Below are 16506 nucleotides of genomic sequence, written 5' to 3' on the forward strand. Positions count from 1 at the left end.
AGTTAATAGTGATAGTAAGCCATCTCAAATTGGCGGCTTAAATAGAATTGTATATTTGATTGAAAACTTTTTAAACAGTATACAATTTTTGTGGGGATTCTAGAACAAATCCAACAACATTTGTCATTTATTTTTGCAACATTACAGAATAATCTGCGCTAAAATGTACAATTTACAGCATTTAAAATAAGAGCAATAGCGAAGCCGAGAAAACACATAACTTTCACTGCACAATAAAACCGTTACTTTCTATTGCTGATAAATTCAAACTATTCATGGTTTAGCGTTTCGTTTTGCTTAGCATGATTTTTTAACTATCCAAATTCACATAGAAATTGAAACAAGCTATGTTAAACCTTCACAGACTTGGAGTAATAGAGCTTATTCAGCGGTCAAAATAATTGATGTCTCTAGTGTACTATAATGTTGCTAATAGCTTCTTTGCCTCTGCTTTGCTATAGAATTCTTGTTTACTTGCAACGACTTGCATCAGCAACTGTTTAGCTTCTTGATGACGCCCTAATTTTATTAACGTATAGGCGAGGTGATACATTACCTCACTATTATCTGACTGTTTAGCTAATGCTTCTCGGTATAATGGCAAAGACTTATCATATTGTTGGTTTTGGGTATAAGCCCAAGCTAAGGTATCGATTACAGATACATTTTCAGGTAGTGCTTTAAATGCCTTTTCTGCGAAAACAACCGCTTGTTCATATTGTCCAAGAGTCAATTGTGCATGGGCAATATTATTCAAAAATACGGGTTGCTCTCCGTAATTCTTTATCAGGGTTTGATAATAATCTACAGCTTTCTGATACTTTCCTTCACTTATATAACTGTCTGCCAATGCTACATGAGCAATTAAATCGTCGGGGGAGACTTTCAGCCAATTGTTAATTGTGCCTTGGGCCAAAGCATATTTTTTTTGCTCTAAATACAATCGATATAATCCCATTGAAGCAATTTGAGTTGAATGCTGTTTAAGCGACTTATGATATAATTTAATCGCTGTATCGATTTCACCAGAAAAATGATGCCATTGCGCTTGATAATAACTCAGCAACTGTGGCTCAACTTGACGCTCATCTAGTCTGCTCAACAAGACCTTAGCTTGCTCAAGCTTTTGTTGGCTGAGCAATAACTGTAACATGGTTATTTGAACTTTGGGATCATTTTGACTCCATGATAAAGCCCTTTCTAAACTTAATACTGCACCGTCAATATCTTTCATCTTTAATTGAGCTTGTGCATAAATTTGATAAGCCTCCACTTTATTGACACTGTGCTTAGTCGCTAGAACATAATTACTATTTGCTTTAGCATAATCACGTTTTAACATATATAAGTTGGCTAAAGCTAGATAGACATCACCAGACCTATTGTGTCGGGAGACAAACTCTTCTGCTAAGGTTATCGCCTTTGAGATGTCATTGTTAGCAATAGATATTTGAATGATTCCGCTTAATGCTTGATAACTATCTCTGAACTGGCTATACACTTTTTCAAAATGCAATAATGCCTCTTCAACATTACCATTATTTTTAAATAGGTTAGCGAGTTCTACACGCACATAGCGCTCTGTTGATGGATACTGCTTAAGCATAAAGTTAAGCCGTTCTATCCCCTGTTCAAAGTTACCCTCGACAACATCCATACGCGCTAAATGAATGACCGCTTCTACGTTCTGATTATCAAGTGCTACGGCCTTTTCAAATGCGGCTCTTGCTTTGTGATACTGTTTATCAAAGCCCAACAGTATGCCATTTAACTGATGGTAATAACTGTTATTGCTGCTGAGAGCTAACAGTCGGCTTACTTTCTGTAATCCTTTGGTATATTGCTGACTCGCTCGATAGGCTTCCACTAATAATGTTAAGGCTGATTCACTTTCATTGAGCGATAATGACTTTTGTAACGTAACAATTGCTTCATTTATTTGACCGGTTTTAAACTGTAAATTTGCCAAATCAAATAACGCACGCGCATCCTCAGGTTTAGCCTCAACAACATCGAGAAAGTACTGTTGTGCTTTTTCTACATCGCCTAAAGCAAGCAATGTTTGCCCTAGTAAAGACCAAGTTTCAGTATCATCTGGATCGATCAATCGCGCACGAATCAGATTACTTTTGGCAACGTTTAACTCTCCCAAAGACAGGTCAATCCTACCGAGGATTTTATACGCGCGGGTATCGTTGGTGACAATAGCTACGTACTTATTCAATAAACTTTGCGCTTTATTAAGCTCTCCTTGCTCGAAACTTACAATCCCTGCAAGATAATAATATATTGGGTTTTGCGCCATGACCTCAGCAGGTAAGCCAGTTAAAACATTATTAAGGTGCATTTTAGTCTCTTCACTGGAGTCTGTATCTCCTACTGCAATACTCGCAACGACTTTTAAATAGTTTGCCCTCGGCTCATTAGGAATATCAGCAAGAATAACCTCCAGATCTTTTAATGCATCATGATATTTTTCTTGCTGTAACAATAGGCTTGCTCGAGTTAATCGTGCTGGAAAGTTTTTTGGATTTATCTCAATAACTTGCGCTATTAGCGTTAATGATTCTTGTAAATTGCCTTGCTGTTGCTCTAAATTAGCTAGCAAGCTCAACGCTTGCACATCTGAAGTATTAATCGCCAGGGCTTGTTCAATGAAAGGACGCGCTAATTCTGGCTGTTGTTTTAGAATATAAACTTGCGCCATGCCAAGCTGTGCCAATATATTAGATGTTTGAAAATCAATGGCTGCTTGATAAGCTGCTTTGCCTTGTTCTAGCTCATTTAATTCAACATGGGCTCTGCCTTTTAATACATGGATCTTGCTCTGTAAGACATTATCTAAAATATTACTTGTCGCTAACTCGATAACTTTTTTATATTTTTGTTGAAGTAGGTACGCTTCAAGAAACAAAGGCAAAATTTTCTTTTCATCTGCCCTGAAAGCTCGAGCTTTTACGAGAAAATCCTCAGCAGCTGCGCCATCCCCCTGCTCAATGTAAACTTCCGCCAAAAGAATCAATGACGGTAGATGATCAGGCTGATTTCTCAATGCATTTTTGAGATGAATTTCTGCCGCTAGTAAATCTGAACCATAAAAACTCTTTAACGCTTCTTCATAGGGTTGATTGTTGGTTTGCTGAGTAAAAGCATAAGCGCCTTGCCCTAACAGCGCCGAGCTTAACAATACCACCTCAAGAAACCTTTTATTAACAAAAAACATCATCAACCTCTATAGAAAAACCAGTTAAATCTCTAACATTGCGCTGAATATATAGGCTTTTGCTGCAAAATTCCATTAATTTCCCTAGAAGACGTTATTCTGAACAACTGTACATTTTTGTCAGCTTTCTTTACACTCAATTAACCTTTAATGTATGTAAAATCAAAAAAATTTACATAACTAATTGTAACTAATAAAATTAAAATAAAGGGCATGCTTTTTGCTTGTTGTTAATAAATTTTTATTGTTGTTACATAGACTCTCAAATAGGATTAAACAATGAAGTGTTTAAAATGGTTTGCAGCCATCGCGATTTCAACTGCTAGTATTGCTGCTCATGCTGGAAATATTAGCGCAACAACGATCATGGATAATTATATTGGAGCTGGTCAATCAGGCGATATCCATGGTGAAAAGAACGATTTTGATATCGACAAAATGGAAGTATCTCGTGTTGGCACAACATTAACCGTTAATATATTTACAGCGTTTTACGATAATATCGGTATTAATGGAGTGCGCCTTGGTGATTTATTCCTCGCAGCAGGTGACAACAATGTTTGGCAGCCATTTGATGATACACCTAATGCTGGTGACCGTTTTTCTGCTAACGATTACTACCACAATACCGGTACTGACTGGCAATATGCTTTTGATTTAGGCGCTGTCGAAGGCAACCGTAGAAATGCAGAAGTTGGGGGGCAGTACACAGGTTGGTTACGCGACGTAAACAGAGCCGATATTTTGGACTCACACCAAGTCTATTCCAATGGCACAACCCGTGAATATCAAGCGGTAATGATGAATGGTAATTATTACAACCCATATAGTGCCTCAACTTGGTCAGTCGGCAATTGGGCTTACAATAAAAATGGCATCGATTACGGCGCAATATCGTTTTCAATGGATGTTTCAGGAACCGCTTTAGCTACAGCAAACCAAATCGCATTTCGCTGGGCGATGTCTTGCGCTAATGACATCATAGAAGGCTTTGCATCAGCAACACCTAGTGGCGGTGGAACGCCAATTCCTGAGCCACAATCAATGCTATTAATGTTGTTAGGTTTACTAGGGCTAGCATACAAGAAGCGCGCAAAAAATACGTAAACCTCAATAAAAAATAAAGATAAAGCCACTTTTTAGTGGCTTTTTTATTAGTTTTTCTCAGCAACTAGTTTGCTATCCCTCAAGTGCTAGAAACTTGGCCAATGCCTGAGGATCCCCTTGATTTGAGCGACAGACGCTTTTTTGATAATAATAAGTAAACACATTAAACCAAGCAGTGAGTACTTTACCGTTATACTCTTCTCCTGCAATTTTCAATACTAAAGCAGCAACCTCTGCTGTCGCCAAATAGCTGTCATGATGACTTTTGCGGATATGGTATTGAGAGCTATTAGCCTGTTCGAGCATTGTTGAAAGATCAATAGATAATACCGGTAAATGAGACAAGTACGAGCTCTTTCGAAACATCTTGCGTGCTTCTCGCCAGCTACCATCAAGCATGATAAAAAGTGGCCGTTTATTCGCACTAAGCTTAGGGGTTGAATTTACGAATATGCGTTCGCTATCTGCATATTCTTTAGGAAAAACAACAAAAGGTTGCCACTTTTCATCTTTAATTATCGAAATAATATCTTGGTTTTCTTCTGTTCTAGACCAGGTATAAGCCATAACATCTGGAATCACATCAGCAATTAACTTTCCTGTATTGCTAGGCTTTAGGACTTCTTTGTCATACATCAATACCAAAAAACCTACGTTACTATTAACCTGCTTACGCCACTGGCAAATACAATTTTTCGCCGCGACATGGCATCGTTCACAGCGTTCTACTTTATAGCCACGTCCTTTAAATGGTTTCGTTGAAATGCTCTTGCGAGATAAATAGAGCTGATGTACGGCATGCATGATTTACACAGTTACTTAAAAAAAGATGAGAACTATAGCTTATAACTCGTTGAGATTATAGTAAGACAATACAAAAGAGCGCTTTCGCGCTCTTTTGTTAATAATAAGTAAGCTTATTTAACGAATAGCTTAAATTGCATTTGATTCTTCTTTGTCGACAACTAAGACATCAGTATCTGATAAAGCTTCAATACTCCCTTTTAATTGCTCTTCCAACTCATCGATTTTTAATACCGATTGACAGATAGCTTCACCGCGTTTTTCTAATTCCTTAGCTCTCGTCTCCATTTCATACTCGATTTGCTCACCAAAGTTTTCCATGCGAGTTTCAAATGCATCCATATTACCACCTGCAAACAACAGTTCTTGACCTACTGCGATTAGTAATGAGCCCATTGAATTCTGAATGGTACTTTCAACCATCGTTTCAATGCGCTTTTCAAAATCTTCACCAAAGAATTGCTCACCATCGAAACCTTCTTCATTGATCGTGATAGTTTTATCTTGGGCAAAGCTGGTTTCGATTTCGGTTTTTATTTGGCTAAGTTCGGTTGTTAGCTGATAACCAACATCATTGCCTTCACCCAGAAGCTCATTAAAAGCCAAATTAACACCATCTACAGCAATATCCATCGCATCCAAAGCGATATCTTTCACTTCTGGTACAACCGCTCTAATAGAAGTTGAATATTGGTTGACAACATCTTGCTCAGTCGCTGATAAGGCGATCGCTTGACCACTAATATATAGCTCACGATCGTTAACTATTTTGTAAACAGTCTTATCATCTTTTGTAAACTCGATGGCATCTTTTGATATAGAAACACCGCCCTCAAGTGATACATGGCAATTATCTGTAGAGAAAGACGTATCATGAGCCATTGCAGAAGATGTGGCAATTAACATAGTGCTAGCAAGTAAAGTTTTCATTGGTTCACCTTTTCATTATTTATTGTATCGACATTGCTGTATTGACTTACTCTTTACAATTGTAATGCCAAAGTGAAATATTATTTATATTCAACAACTTAAATAAAAACCCCAAATCGAAATGAATTAGCTAAACTCACTTATTAGCGCAATCCACCAAAAAGTAGTGTAATCAACATAATAAAACTAATCTTGTAGACAGATTAAAATACGGGATTAAGTAACGGCGGGAATAAAGAGATGGGCATAAAAAAGGTGAGCATCAGCTCACCTTCTTAAAATAACTTATTTCAAGCCAACATTATAAAGCTACAATGTTCTCTGCTTGTGGGCCTTTTTGACCTTGAGTTACGTTAAACTCAACTTTTTGACCTTCTGCTAACGTTTTGAAACCGTCACCAGAAATTGCACTGAAATGTGCAAATACGTCAGGACCTGATTCTTGCTCGATAAAGCCAAAACCTTTTGATTCGTTAAACCACTTTACAGTGCCAGTTGTTTTCTCAGACATAATAATATCCTAAAAGTTAAAAATTTTTACCTTGTATCACCAAGGCGGTCGTGCAGGAAGTGTTACTATGACTTAATAAACGAGACGAGCTACTATAAATAACGCGGTACGATGTAAATAAATATAGGTCTTACTTTCTAGCTGCAACCATTTTAACGGCTAGCCATTGATAGTCAAGATATTTTATTCTTGCGCGTTTAAAAACAATCCAAAGCCTTAACCTTGGTATTATTGTTTCGGTCACGACTAGTTTTAATTAATCCATCGCCTTTTATATAGTTAGGTTGTTTTGCTAACCTATCGTAAAGCACTACATTCACCGTAGCAGCCAAATTCATGCAACCAATGGTTGGTACATAGACAACATGCTCTGCTCGATCAATGATTTGCTGGTTTATCGTGCCATCTTCAGGACCAAATACATAAATTGCATTGTCTGGATGCTCAAACTCTGGAAGTGGACAGGCACCTTCAACTAAATCCACACAAACAATACTGCCATTTTCTCCTGATATGAGTGCCTCATCATTGACTAATGTAAGTGGTATTGAATCTATCGTATTCTTGGTATCGGTATTGAATTTCGCAGCTTGCGCAAAACGCTTACCACTGTAAAAAACTGCTTCAACTTGATAACAACCAGCTGCCCTCATTACCGCACCAACATTAGTTGGACTTTTGGGATTTAACAATAAGATTTTTGATGACAAAAAAATACCTTCCTATACCAAAACAACAAGCAAGTATTTTCAGTTGAAATGCCAATACAGACAAGGAATATTTACAAAACGTGATAATACTTGTTCTTCCAAATACTGACAGTATACTAGCCAAATTTTAAATCTATTGGATAACACTCAGTGAAAAAATTAGTAAATACAATTGCGATAGCGCTATCGCTTTTAACATCTATGTCAAACGCAACTATTGTCGAGTTTCAAACGTCACATGGCAACTTTCAGGTAAGTTTACATGATAAAACGACGCCCAAAACGGTTACTAATTTTTTAAATTATGTGAAAAGTGAACGATATAACCAAACCCTTTTCCACCGCTCAATTCCTAACTTTGTTTTACAAGGTGGAGGCTTTTATTTTGACGGCACTGCAGACTTTAAAGGTATAGAAACCGACGATAGCGTAAAAAACGAACCAGTGTACTCAAATGTAAGAGCAACAATAGCCATGGCAAAGATTGGCGGTTTACCTGATAGTGCAACTAGTCAATGGTTTATAAACGTAAAAGACAATTCTCAGGGTAGTAATGGGCTTGATCTGCAAAACGAAGGTTTTACCGTATTCGGTGAAGTCATCGGTGATGGCATGAATGTCATTGATCTTATCTCAGCTTTGCCTCGTTGCGGTGAAGTTCCCGTAAATGACAATGCCCAAGCTCAATGCCAATCACCGAGTGAAGAGAATTTAGTAACTCTCTATCAAGTGGTTATTGTTGATGACTCTGAGGATACCGCTCAGACTTTAAAGGCAATAAAAAATACGCTAATAACGCAAAAATCAGAGCAGAATTCAAGCTCAAGCGGTGGTTCAGCTTTTTGGTTATTGCTATTGTTACCGCTAGCTAGATTATTACGCGCATAGCTCCTAAGTGTTTTGCATCATATGTGGGAGCTGTTCTCTTACTTATGATGCAGACACTCGCCCCCCTGCCAATCATCACAGAATAATACCATTTCATCTTTCTCTACGTGTAAAACTCATGAATTAAATATTGCAAATGCAACATTGCAGCTTTATATTGCTAAGAAAAACTCTAAAGGTATTCCTATGCAAAAACACGAATCATCTCCACTTTGCGATTACATCGAATACTCACCGCAAGAAATGCTTTGTCGCTCAGAGCTTTTTTATCAACAAATTAAACGTCGTCATACTATCAGAAGCTTTAGTGATCGCCCTGTCGATAAAAAAATTATCGAGAACTGCATAAAAGCCGCGGGAACGGCACCAAGTGGTGCCAATCACCAACCATGGCACTTTGTCGCGATTAGTGATCCCGATGTTAAACAGCAGATTCGTTTGCAAGCTGAGGCCCATGAGAAAAGTTTTTATCAAGGGAGAGCTGGAGAAGAGTGGTTAGAAGCACTTAAACCATTAGGAACCGATGATAGTAAACCCTATTTAGAGCACGCCCCATGGTTGATAGCTATTTTTAGTCAAAAGAAAGGCGGTATTCACAGTGAAGATAAAAACACTAATTATTACGTTCATGAGTCAGTAGGCATTGCTACCGGTTTTTTAATCAATGCACTTCATTCTGCAGGGTTAGCTACCCTTACCCACACGCCAAAACCGATGTCGTTTTTAAGTAAAATATGCAATAGAGATGATAATGAACGCCCTTATATGCTGCTAATTGCAGGCTATCCAGCAGAAGATGCTACGGTACCTGATCACGCCAAGGTAAAAAAGCACATTAATGAAATCGCGACATTTCTAGAATAAAAATTTACGATTGTCGCTACAACTCCAACAGAAAGTCAGTGCAGCCATTATCACAGCTTAGCTGTATCGTATTGCTTTTATCATCCAGTAGTACCGAAATACTTTTTTGGCAAATACGACATTGTGTAACGGAGCCATCGAGTAAACTTTTAATGTATTTGCGTTGCTCGGTAAAACTGACTTTTTGCTTACCGGAAAGTTGATTTAACTGTTCAATATTTAGCATATTGATTAATAAGGGAGCTTACTTGAAGTGACACAATACCAACCATCAAATTTACCTTTGAGTGGCTCAGCACTCGCCTCTATTAGGTGTTGGTAAGCTGCTATATTTTCATAACTTGCTGCCATTTCAGGGTAGGCCGTTATTTCCCATGGAAAATCATCATCACCTTGAAACGGGCATAAAGACAGCTTCTGATTATTCTCTAACAAAAGGTGTCCATATTGTAAGGCTAACTCCTGACTAGGAAAAATAACAGAAAACTCTATTTCACGAACCTCAGACAAATCGTCACCTGCTAACATCATTTTCCATAATGCGTCGCCAATGACATCTTCAGGAAATAGTGTGTAATTTCTCTCCATTCCACCCTCAATTATTTAAAATTTCATTAATGATATCGCGCTTTTCTCGACAAACAAATCAATTTTTGTTTTGAGCACTCTGCGAAACTAGAATTAATTGCTACACTAGCAGTTTAGTCAAAAATCCAAAATTTAATAAATGATTAAAGTTGAAAAGCATATTACGGTTGAGTCCAGAGAACAAATCTTGATTGATATTTTAGCTTGTCACAGCTCTTTAAGCCGCCAGCAACTAAAAAATGCAACGGTTAAAGGAGCTGTATGGCTTACGCGAGGCACTATCACTAAGCGAATTCGCCGGCTAAAGAAAGAGTTAAAAGTCAATGACGTCGTTCATCTATATTATGATGAGAAAGTGCTTCACCAAACACCCTCGCCAGCAATATTAATTGCCGATGAGAATGACTATAGTATTTGGTATAAGCCTTATGGCATGCTTTCCCAAGGCTCGAAGTGGAGTGATCACTGTACAATTGCTAGATGGGCAGAAACACATCTCTCCCCCCAACGCCCAGCTTATATTGTGCATCGACTTGATCGCGCAGCAACAGGGCTTATTATTATCGCTCACACTAAGTCCGCAGCTAAGCTTTTCAGCCGCCTATTTGAGCAAAGAAACATAAAAAAATGCTATCAAATCATTTGTCACGGTAAAGTGCCAATAGGGCGTTCAGTAACAATTTTAGAGCCCATTGATGATAAACCAGCGACCTCTCACTTTACTTCAATAGCGTACGATTCAACAAGCAACCTTTCACTAATTGATGTTGATATTGAAACGGGTAGAAAACATCAAATAAGGAAACATGCCGCGTTTATTGATCATCCGGTTTATGGTGACCGTCTCTATGGTGGGCAATTAGATAACGATAATTTGCAATTATGCGCAGTGAGTCTATCCTTTGAGTGCCCGATAGAGAAGGCGAATAAGTCATTTGAATTACCTGCGACCCTTCGTCCGTCGCTGACTAAAATCGCAGGCCAGAACCATTAAGTCTTATAGATAAAGTCACTATCACTTAGTGGCTGAATAGTATTTCCAAGCAAATATTTTTCAAAAGGTTTGAGTAATTGCACGCCCTGCTCTCTTTGTTGTTGATTTAGCGCTTGGTAGGGTCTTCTAAATATGGGCTTAATTGCTTGAGTCATCATTAATGCAGTGTTAATCGCTATCGGGTTTGGCTCACTGAAAAGCCATTGCATAAGTGCTGTTAACTCATTTTTTAAGGACTCATTTGGCTCATCCATCAAAGCACGCATTAACTGAGGAACAATATTTGAGGTTACCGAAATCACACCATGCGCACCATATTGATGTTTAGCATCATGACATTCGTCATCGTTACCTGACCAGCATGCAATGCCGCGCTGGGCATAATAAGCGATACGCTCATTACCAGCACATTCTTTAACACCAACAAAATTTTGATGTTTGGCTAGCGGTTCAATAATTTCCGGCGTTAAATCCTGTCCTGTTCTTCCCGGCACATTATAGATAAAGGCTGGACCTATATCTAATGCACACTCTAAATGGGCTTTCACCCCGGCAAAAGAAGTACGACCATAGTAAGGATTAATTTGTAAAGTAGCATCCATTCCCATAGCGAAGCCATTTTCAGTCGCTTTAATCGCTTCACGAGTATTGTTACTTCCGGTATTCCCGATAATAAGAATATCTTTTCCATATTGGTGGACACTATGAGCAATCAACATTAGGTGCTCTTCCCAACTCAATAAATGCCCTTCACCGGTAGTTCCGCCAACAACAATACCATCAACGCCTGCTTCAATTTGTTTGGCAACTAAAAAATCATACGTGGTTAAATCTATATCTCCGTTTTCATTGTACGGAGTTTTTATTGCGGTAATTAAACTCGCTGCTTTTAAACGATCCATTAATATTCTCAATTATTATTTTCTAAGCGGTAAGTTAGCAGTGGCCAATCTTATCAATAACACGCTTAAGGTTAAATACCTCTTGGGTAACAACATGCTGATACTGAAATTGGCTATTGGTTAATATGAGTACTTTATAAGCATGATAATTGTTTGGATCTGCTAAATCTGCTGCATAATGTTGTTCGTCAATAAACTCACTTTTAGTGAAAGTAAAGTGAATATCTCCGACAAGTCCCCAATCCCCTAGCTCGATACTTTGTTCTAACAATTTTCCATGGCTATCAAAGCGTGAAAAGCTAAATTCAAAGCTTCCGTCTGCAGACAACTCGGCATACTCAGTGATCTGTCCACCTTCATCGTCACTTTCTGATCTAAACCATCGACCAAACAACAATTCACGGTTAAAACTCATAACACTCGCAACAAACAAAACATAATTATGAAAGGTATTGTACAAAACACTGTAGCGAAATTATAGAAAAAGCGACCGAAGTCGCTTTATTGTATTTCATCTAAGAATGTAATAATGCTATTAGTTGCTAAGAATTTTTACTGAACCATTGACACTTTCGATGTTGATGTCAATTTGCCCGCCAGCAATAATCCCATTCAACTCTTTACCAATAAAGCCTCGTTTTTCAACTTGTAAACCGAAATCATTTTTGATGCTACCGTGCATAGTCTCGGCACTGACATCGGCACTAACATTGCTTGGTAGTCCTAGTTTAATTGAGCCATTTACAGTCTCTAAACTTACCTTACTCACTTTTTCTGTCTCAAGCCAATTAACATTGATACTGCCATTCACTGAAGCAACGTCAATATCAGACTTCGCGTCACTAATGGTCAAGGAGCCATTAACTAACTCTACTTTCATTTTCCCAAAAACCTTTTCAACATCTAATGAGCCATTAACCAACTCTATGTCAGACAAATTTGTCTGGCTCGGCACATAGACTTTATATTCAACTTCACCACTACTGCCTCTGTTACGACGCCTTTCTTTGTATTTAGTCTCAACACTTACCGTATCGCCCGTTTGCTCGGTTTCTACAGAAATCAGCGCTAAATCATCTTCATCATCAGCCGTTATTGTGGCATTAACTTCAATAGTAGAACGATCCCAGCCAGTGATAGCAACTTTACCATTTATATTTTGTAATCTTAGCGCTGAAGAATCATCCACTTGAAAAGTCTTGCTAAACTCCCTAGAAACATCTGCTTGTGCAGCTGTTGATATTGAAGTTAAGATGAATCCCATACAAACTAATTTTCTCATTGGTTGTAGCATAATGTTTCCTTAAACTAAGTGCTTTTAACAATTGGATGCAATAAAAAGAAAAAGGGTTTAAATAAAGAAAATTTATTTTCGATTTATTTCTGGAGCTTGGATGTCAAACCTATCTGTACAACTATTACTTACTGGCGATGAACTATTGAATGGCGATATCGTTGATACGAACTCTGCTTTTATTGCTGCAACGTTAAAAGATGTTGGTATAGCAGTAGCGCGTAAAGTAACGGCTTCAGATAACATGAATCAACTGGTCAGTGAACTCAATGCAATGTCAGAGCAGGCAGACATTGTCATTGTCAATGGCGGATTAGGTCCAACGAGCGACGATTATACTTCACAGGCCCTTGCTACCCTAACATCATGTCCTTTGGAACTAAATTTGGATGCCAAGAAGCATTTGGAAACGTGGGCAATGCGGCGTAATGCGGTTTTAAGTGATGCGAATATGAAACAAGCTTACTTGCCTAAAGGTTGCGAGATTATAGATAACCCTATTGGTAGCGCCGTTGGTTTTTGCATGACATTTAAAGAGTGTAAAATTATTTGTACGCCTGGTGTTCCAAATGAACTCTATGCAATGCTTGGTTCGATAATTACTCAGTTTATCCAGCCTTTGGTGCCAAACTATCAATGTTATATCACTGAACGACTGGTTGTTTTCGGTATTGGAGAGTCACAATTACAAACGTTAGTGAGTGAGTACTTTAGTTCTTGGCCAAACGAGCTTACTTTGGGTTTTAGAGCTCAATCACCCTTCGTCGAGGTAAAAATAAGCACTAAAGAAAAAAACAACGAAGCTTTATTACATACTTATACCTCAAAACTACATCAACTTATCGGTGAGCATGTTTTGAATATCGAAAAAATACATGATTTTTGTTTAGCTGAGCATACCTACCAACTATTAAAAGCTCACAATAAGACCATTACAATGGCTGAGTCATGCACAGGTGGCCTTATAGCGCACATGTTCACCTCTATACCCGGAGCTTCATCAACTTTTAATGGCAGTTTCGTCACTTATTCAAACGCAATGAAAACTAAAATGATCAACGTATCTGAGCATACTTTGAAAAATTTTGGTGCTGTCAGTAAAGATGTCGCATTGGAAATGGCAAGAGGCGCATTAAAACAAGTTGGCGCTGATTATGTTATTGCGGTAACAGGGATAGCTGGCCCAGATGGAGGCTCTGCAGAAAAGCCGGTTGGTTCGGTTTGGATAGCTTGGGGGAGCGCCGAACAGTTAAACTGCCATTATTTTTTAATTAAAGGCTCTCGCCACTACTTTCAAAAGGCTGTTGCCAACCGAGCATTTGATTTAATCAGAAGACAAATTAGCAATTGCGATGCTCCTCCTAGGTACATTCAAGGCGATAGTTAACCGAAATAACAGAGAAGTAACTGCGTTTTTACCTCCTTTCGAAGGAACATCAAGTTATTTCAAAACTAACTCAACTAAGTATTTGTTATTTATTGCGTACTCCTTAAAAACTTTATATATTTGATAAGAAGTATACAAAAAAATTCTGTTTAATTTGGTGATGTTTGTTAGGCTAAAGCGATTGCTACGAAATATTGGCACGGCAAACATAAAAAAACAAAATAGTTACTGTGAAGCTAGGAGCCTGCTTTGATAGAAAAAAATTATATTACCAGTGGCCGCAACACGATCATTCATAAAATGAGAAAGTTTGATCTGTTAATTATAAACGGCTCCAAGCCTGTTGTTATCGTTAGCAATCGTGGTATCGGTATTTATGATGGTCCAATACCACAAAAAAAATCGGAAGCAAAAAAGGCGTACCAAGATGTAATCGACGTTAGTTCAACTGAAGTATTTGGGGAAGAAAAGACATTACTCTTTATCCAAGCACTTGATAATAAAGAGTACAAACTTGACTATTCGAAAGTGGGTACCCCTAATTTTATTAAGATACATCAAGAAAACTACATTTAAACCGTCAAGCTGCTGCAGTGGAGTATAGCTAGTGACCCAAGTAAGTTTAGTCGAAAATAAAAAGAATAACGTAGATTTAGTGTTACAGCCTGTAAAAGGCGGAGACGCTATAACCGAGGCGACTATTCATGAACTTATTGAGGCCTCAGAATACAAAAGCTTGTATGTAGACAACGGCAACATAAAAAATGCAATAGCAGAGCTTCAAAGTGTACTCAAGCCTTTACAAGCTAATATGAAAGGGCGAGAGATCAAATATCAAATATTAGAGCGTCGAGATGCCTCTATTACCATCGAAATTGACAATGAAAAAATGACGGCCTCAGCTGAAATATCAACGGCTCTTGGTGGCAGACATTTAACAGCAAAAGCTATATTAAATGCAGCCCAACAAGCAGGAGTCGTTAAAGGTTTCAGCAAAGAGGAATTAGTTAAACTTGCTCAACACGCTGCCAAAGAACCTCCCGGTTCAATCGTCAAAGGTGAAATAGCACATGGTAAAGACGCCATTAACGGTAGTGATGGTCGCATTAAGTTTCTCGTACAAAGTGCTCAAGAGCGTATATTAAAGCCACGTGACCGCGAAGATGGTACGGTTGATATGCGAGACTTGGGAGATATTATTTGTGTTAGAGTCGGAGATCCTCTCGCCAAAAAGATACCGCCGACTGAAGGTATTGATGGTTATTCAGTAACAGGTGAGCCTCTGCCCCCAAAACCAGGTGAAGATATACAACTTTGCCCAGGTGAAGGGACAACAATTAGCCCAAAAAATGCCAACGTCCTCGTCTCGACCAAAGTAGGGTTACCACGCATTATACCTAACGGTATGGAAATAGACGAAGTTTATAAAATTAAAAATGTCGATGTTAGCTCTGGTCACATTAAATTTGAAGGTAGCGTTATCATTGATGGTGATGTGTGTGAAGGTATGAAAGTGATTGCCAGTGGTGATATTACTATCGGTGGTTTTGTTGAGTCTGCAATGATTGAAGCAGGTGGTGATATCACAATAGGTAGTGGAATTATAGGTAAAAAGCAAGACACAGAAGGAAAGAACATCAAAGATATGGTGATGAGTGCTAACATCACGGCCAAAGGAAAAGTCTATGCAAAATATTGTCAATACGCTGAAATTACCTGTAAAAGTTTACGCATTGAAAACCAATTAATGCACAGTATTATTGATGTAGAAGAGCAGTTATGGTTAGGCACTGAAGAAAAAGCCAATGGTAAGCTCATTGCGGGACATATTACCGCTGGCACCTCTGTAAGTGCTGGTATCGTTGGAGCAACCGCAGGGGCACCGACGATAATCACTTTTGAAAAGCAAATTGCCAAGCTGCATCAACAAATGCATGATTTAGAAGAGCTCATTAAAGAAGAATCCGCGAAAACGAATGAACTTAAAGATGCGCAAAATAAATTGAGAAAGCTTCCTAAAGAAAAAGCCAATCCAGAAATGTTGGAAAAAGTCGTGTCGACTTATCAGTATCATGCCAACCGCTTAGGTGAATTGATGAATGATAAGGTTGCGCTAGAAGCAAAGATTCAAGCTTACATGAATAGTGTCTTTGTTGCAGCGACTGAAAAGCTATACCACAGTGTAGAATTGATTGTTGGTGATTTTAAAGACAAATCAAAACGAGAATATGGCCCTAGCAAGATGAAGTATAAAGAGCGTAAGATTATTATTGATCCCATCGTCAATGGGTAAAATTTGTGAAA

17 protein-coding genes are annotated in these 16506 nt (G+C 38.3%); 7 read left to right on the forward strand and 10 right to left on the reverse strand.

The features are described from left to right. Positions 1-418: 418 nt before the first annotated feature. Positions 419-3226, reverse strand: coding sequence for an XrtA/PEP-CTERM system TPR-repeat protein PrsT (gene prsT / locus ACSLUH_RS09530; RefSeq protein ID WP_448566338.1), 2808 nt, complete (start codon positions 3224-3226; stop codon positions 419-421). Positions 3227-3502: 276 nt separating this feature from the next. On the opposite strand from prsT, the gene ACSLUH_RS09535 reads away from it, so the two are divergent. Further along, positions 3503-4330: a PEP-CTERM sorting domain-containing protein gene (locus ACSLUH_RS09535; RefSeq protein ID WP_448566340.1), complete on the forward strand. Its 828-nt coding sequence runs from the start codon at positions 3503-3505 to the stop codon at positions 4328-4330. A 72-nt stretch (positions 4331-4402) separates the two neighbouring features. On the opposite strand, the gene ACSLUH_RS09540 is transcribed toward ACSLUH_RS09535, so the two are convergent. From ACSLUH_RS09540 to ACSLUH_RS09555, 4 genes are all read right to left on the reverse strand, one after another. Continuing rightward, complete coding sequence (locus ACSLUH_RS09540) at positions 4403-5134, reverse strand: tRNA-uridine aminocarboxypropyltransferase (RefSeq protein ID WP_448566342.1); 732 nt, start codon at positions 5132-5134, stop codon at positions 4403-4405. A gap of 129 nt (positions 5135-5263) precedes the next feature. After that, positions 5264-6064 carry a DUF2884 family protein gene (locus ACSLUH_RS09545; RefSeq protein WP_448566344.1) on the reverse strand — a complete coding sequence of 267 codons (801 nt, stop codon included), beginning with the start codon at positions 6062-6064 and terminating at the stop codon, positions 5264-5266. A gap of 301 nt (positions 6065-6365) precedes the next feature. Next, a complete protein-coding gene (locus ACSLUH_RS09550) occupies positions 6366-6575 on the reverse strand; it encodes a cold-shock protein (RefSeq protein ID WP_448566346.1) in 210 nt (69 codons plus the stop codon). Between the two features lie 197 nt (positions 6576-6772). After that, positions 6773-7285, reverse strand: a complete 513-nt coding sequence (locus ACSLUH_RS09555; RefSeq protein ID WP_448566348.1) for an RNA methyltransferase — start codon at positions 7283-7285, stop codon at positions 6773-6775. A 150-nt stretch (positions 7286-7435) separates the two neighbouring features. Here ACSLUH_RS09555 and ACSLUH_RS09560 point away from each other — a divergent pair, with 150 nt between their 5' ends. Together ACSLUH_RS09560 and ACSLUH_RS09565 are read left to right on the forward strand one after the other, a co-directional pair. Next, complete coding sequence (locus ACSLUH_RS09560; protein ID WP_448566350.1) at positions 7436-8173, forward strand: peptidylprolyl isomerase; 738 nt, start codon at positions 7436-7438, stop codon at positions 8171-8173. A gap of 186 nt (positions 8174-8359) precedes the next feature. Then, positions 8360-9037: a nitroreductase family protein gene (locus tag ACSLUH_RS09565; RefSeq protein WP_448566352.1), complete on the forward strand. Its 678-nt coding sequence runs from the start codon at positions 8360-8362 to the stop codon at positions 9035-9037. Positions 9038-9053: 16 nt separating this feature from the next. On the opposite strand, the gene ACSLUH_RS09570 is transcribed toward ACSLUH_RS09565, so the two are convergent. Both ACSLUH_RS09570 and ACSLUH_RS09575 read right to left on the reverse strand, forming a co-directional pair. Then, positions 9054-9263, reverse strand: coding sequence for a hypothetical protein (locus ACSLUH_RS09570; RefSeq protein WP_448566354.1), 210 nt, complete (start codon positions 9261-9263; stop codon positions 9054-9056). 5 nt (positions 9264-9268) lie between these two features. Beyond that, on the reverse strand, positions 9269-9625 hold the full coding sequence (locus tag ACSLUH_RS09575) for a ribonuclease E inhibitor RraB (RefSeq protein WP_448566356.1): 357 nt from the start codon (positions 9623-9625) through the stop codon (positions 9269-9271). 139 nt (positions 9626-9764) lie between these two features. Between ACSLUH_RS09575 and ACSLUH_RS09580 the strand changes: the two genes are divergently transcribed. Continuing rightward, positions 9765-10619 (forward strand): RluA family pseudouridine synthase, encoded by an 855-nt coding sequence (locus ACSLUH_RS09580; RefSeq protein WP_448566358.1) that lies wholly within the window; start codon positions 9765-9767, stop codon positions 10617-10619. Here ACSLUH_RS09580 and dapA read toward each other — a convergent pair. The 3 genes from dapA to ACSLUH_RS09595 all read right to left on the reverse strand — a co-directional run bounded on the left by dapA (position 10616) and on the right by ACSLUH_RS09595 (position 12815). Further along, on the reverse strand, positions 10616-11521 hold the full coding sequence (gene dapA, locus ACSLUH_RS09585; protein WP_448566360.1) for a 4-hydroxy-tetrahydrodipicolinate synthase: 906 nt from the start codon (positions 11519-11521) through the stop codon (positions 10616-10618). The genes ACSLUH_RS09580 and dapA overlap by 4 nt on opposite strands. A 34-nt stretch (positions 11522-11555) precedes the next feature. Continuing rightward, positions 11556-11936 carry a hypothetical protein gene (locus ACSLUH_RS09590; protein WP_448566361.1) on the reverse strand — a complete coding sequence of 127 codons (381 nt, stop codon included), beginning with the start codon at positions 11934-11936 and terminating at the stop codon, positions 11556-11558. Between the two features lie 120 nt (positions 11937-12056). Then, positions 12057-12815: a DUF4097 family beta strand repeat-containing protein gene (locus tag ACSLUH_RS09595; protein WP_448566363.1), complete on the reverse strand. Its 759-nt coding sequence runs from the start codon at positions 12813-12815 to the stop codon at positions 12057-12059. Between the two features lie 100 nt (positions 12816-12915). On the opposite strand from ACSLUH_RS09595, the gene ACSLUH_RS09600 reads away from it, so the two are divergent. From ACSLUH_RS09600 to ACSLUH_RS09610, 3 genes are all read left to right on the forward strand, one after another. Beyond that, on the forward strand, positions 12916-14202 hold the full coding sequence (locus ACSLUH_RS09600; protein WP_448566365.1) for a CinA family nicotinamide mononucleotide deamidase-related protein: 1287 nt from the start codon (positions 12916-12918) through the stop codon (positions 14200-14202). 249 nt (positions 14203-14451) lie between these two features. Beyond that, positions 14452-14778, forward strand: coding sequence for a hypothetical protein (locus ACSLUH_RS09605; RefSeq protein WP_448566367.1), 327 nt, complete (start codon positions 14452-14454; stop codon positions 14776-14778). A gap of 31 nt (positions 14779-14809) precedes the next feature. Beyond that, complete coding sequence (locus tag ACSLUH_RS09610; RefSeq protein WP_448566369.1) at positions 14810-16495, forward strand: flagellar assembly protein A; 1686 nt, start codon at positions 14810-14812, stop codon at positions 16493-16495. Positions 16496-16506 lie beyond the last annotated feature (11 nt).

The organism is Thalassotalea ganghwensis, assembly GCF_053485795.1.

Bases quoted from the DNA above. Each gene is read 5' to 3' on its own strand.
- prsT (WP_448566338.1), bottom strand. From the start codon at position 3,226: ATGATGTTTTTTGTTAATAAAAGGTTTCTTGAGGTGGTATTGTTAAGC.
- ACSLUH_RS09570 (WP_448566354.1), bottom strand. From the start codon at position 9,263: ATGCTAAATATTGAACAGTTAAATCAACTTTCCGGTAAGCAAAAAGTC.
- ACSLUH_RS09540 (WP_448566342.1), bottom strand. From the start codon at position 5,134: ATGCATGCCGTACATCAGCTCTATTTATCTCGCAAGAGCATTTCAACG.
- ACSLUH_RS09595 (WP_448566363.1), bottom strand. From the start codon at position 12,815: ATGCTACAACCAATGAGAAAATTAGTTTGTATGGGATTCATCTTAACT.
- ACSLUH_RS09565 (WP_448566352.1), top strand. From the start codon at position 8,360: ATGCAAAAACACGAATCATCTCCACTTTGCGATTACATCGAATACTCA.
- ACSLUH_RS09545 (WP_448566344.1), bottom strand. From the start codon at position 6,064: ATGAAAACTTTACTTGCTAGCACTATGTTAATTGCCACATCTTCTGCA.
- ACSLUH_RS09550 (WP_448566346.1), bottom strand. From the start codon at position 6,575: ATGTCTGAGAAAACAACTGGCACTGTAAAGTGGTTTAACGAATCAAAA.
- ACSLUH_RS09580 (WP_448566358.1), top strand. From the start codon at position 9,765: ATGATTAAAGTTGAAAAGCATATTACGGTTGAGTCCAGAGAACAAATC.
- ACSLUH_RS09575 (WP_448566356.1), bottom strand. From the start codon at position 9,625: ATGGAGAGAAATTACACACTATTTCCTGAAGATGTCATTGGCGACGCA.
- ACSLUH_RS09535 (WP_448566340.1), top strand. From the start codon at position 3,503: ATGAAGTGTTTAAAATGGTTTGCAGCCATCGCGATTTCAACTGCTAGT.
- ACSLUH_RS09600 (WP_448566365.1), top strand. From the start codon at position 12,916: ATGTCAAACCTATCTGTACAACTATTACTTACTGGCGATGAACTATTG.
- ACSLUH_RS09590 (WP_448566361.1), bottom strand. From the start codon at position 11,936: ATGAGTTTTAACCGTGAATTGTTGTTTGGTCGATGGTTTAGATCAGAA.
- dapA (WP_448566360.1), bottom strand. From the start codon at position 11,521: ATGGATCGTTTAAAAGCAGCGAGTTTAATTACCGCAATAAAAACTCCG.